Genomic DNA, 1698 nt, shown 5'->3' with positions numbered 1-1698 from the left:
ACACACAAAGCGATCGTATATGTACTTCTCATCTAAAGGATACCCGGGTGAATTGGAGTGACAAACTATAAACAGTCAAGATGTTTTAAAACATTTTTTTCTTTTAAAAATGTGCGACCTTAATAAACCATCTGAAAGTACAGTATTTCAGATGATATAAAACACCATAATTAAAGATTTATTTTTAGCGTAGCTTTTGGGTATTAAAGTCGATATCTTGCCTCTCCAATGCATAGATGACTCTAATAAGTTTCTTTGCTACATGAGTAATAGCTACTCTGTGAGGTTTGCCTTCTCCGCGCTTTTTTGCATAATAAGTTGCGAACGTCATGTCAAATCGTATTAATGGTACGCAACAATTAATTAGTGTATAACGGAGTTGAGATGAACCACGTTTGACCATCTTGCCGCCATGAGATTCAGTACCTGACTCATTAATACCGGGTTCTATACCGGCAAATGCAAGCATTTGGCCAGAGTTTGAAAAGTTAGATATGTCACCATACTCCGAATAGATTACAGCAGCTGATAGCGGGCCTATTCCTGGTATTGACATATAGTGTGGATGGATTTCCTCAATTAGTTTGATTATTTCTTTTTCAAGGATATCAATCTCTTTTTCCAGAGATTTATATAAGGTTAAAAGGCTATTCAGTTCTACATCAAAAATGGAATTGTTTACACCTACAGTATTAGCTGCAAGTTCTTTTAACTGCAGGAATTGCTGCGGAGAAAACTTTCCTCTTGAAAGAGAACGGAGCTTCTCGTAAGAGACTGAGTTCATACGTGCCATTTTTTCTGCTGAGCCATAGTTTTCAAGAAGGTATAGAGCTGTTTTAGAAAAACGCTCACTAAAAAATGGCTTAAACTCAGGAAATGTGTGATCTAATACATTTGTGATTTTTACAAGATAAAAAGAACGCTGACGGACTAGTTTATTTCGTAAACGAGTTAATGACTTAAGTGAATAAGCGTGATAAAATCCTTTTGGATGGGGTTTGTATTCAACAGTCATCAACCAACGAGCAATTGATTCACAGTCAACGGAGTCGGTTTTTGTACGCCTAAGTGTTTTGGATTTCTTGTATTCACTGATAAGAACAGGATTAACTTCCATGAAGGTTAGGAGAGAATTTTCAAGGAAGATTTCAAGATTTAGGGCGTAATGAGCAGTTGATTCAAACCCTATTTTTATGTCCGCAGGATTAGATAGAGAGTTAATAATGGTAAGTAGTTCTTCAAAGCCAGACTTATTGTTTTCAATAGTAACTTTAGAGACTACTTTTTGATTGGCTGCAGAAATAATGCAGCAATCATGTTTGTACTTGGAAATATCGATTCCAATAAAGTACATTGACATAGCTTTTACCTCCTGATAAATATTTTGAGCACTGTTGTTTTCCACAGATAATTCGGCTGTGTAATCACGTAAATAGAAACGTCGATGCGTTAACAAACTGATTAACAGTAACAGACGAAAAGCTGTGGTCTGAGTCACTCCGTACCAGTCAAGGCTGTATGCTTAGATGTACAAATCCACAGTGCCTTTTCAAAATATATCAAAGATGAGATAAGATCCCCAATGAAAATCTGAGAAAAGGAAAAATCCAATCACCATCTAAGATAATTGGATTATACGTGAGCCCTAGTGAAATAAAAATGAGTTTTGATGTTTATAGGCATGCGCCGCCACGGAAG

At 36.3% G+C, this 1698-nt stretch carries 1 protein-coding gene; it reads right to left on the bottom strand.

The features are described 5' to 3' along the window. Positions 1-184: 184 nt before the first annotated feature. The gene (locus CSX02_RS08590) at positions 185-1354 is read right to left on the bottom strand and encodes an IS110 family RNA-guided transposase (RefSeq protein ID WP_242970450.1); all 1170 of its coding nucleotides are present in this window, start codon (positions 1352-1354) and stop codon (positions 185-187) included. Positions 1355-1698: the final 344 nt, after the last annotated feature.

The sequence above is a fragment of the Agathobacter ruminis genome (genome assembly GCF_002735305.1).
In the GTDB taxonomy this organism is placed as follows: Bacteria; Bacillota; Clostridia; order Lachnospirales; family Lachnospiraceae; genus Roseburia; species Roseburia ruminis.
The sequence above is the reverse complement of the archived record's forward strand: the minus strand, read 5'-3'. Positions and strand labels throughout refer to the sequence as shown.

Bases quoted from the DNA above. Each gene is read 5' to 3' on its own strand.
- CSX02_RS08590 (WP_242970450.1), bottom strand. From the start codon at position 1,354: ATGTACTTTATTGGAATCGATATTTCCAAGTACAAACATGATTGCTGC.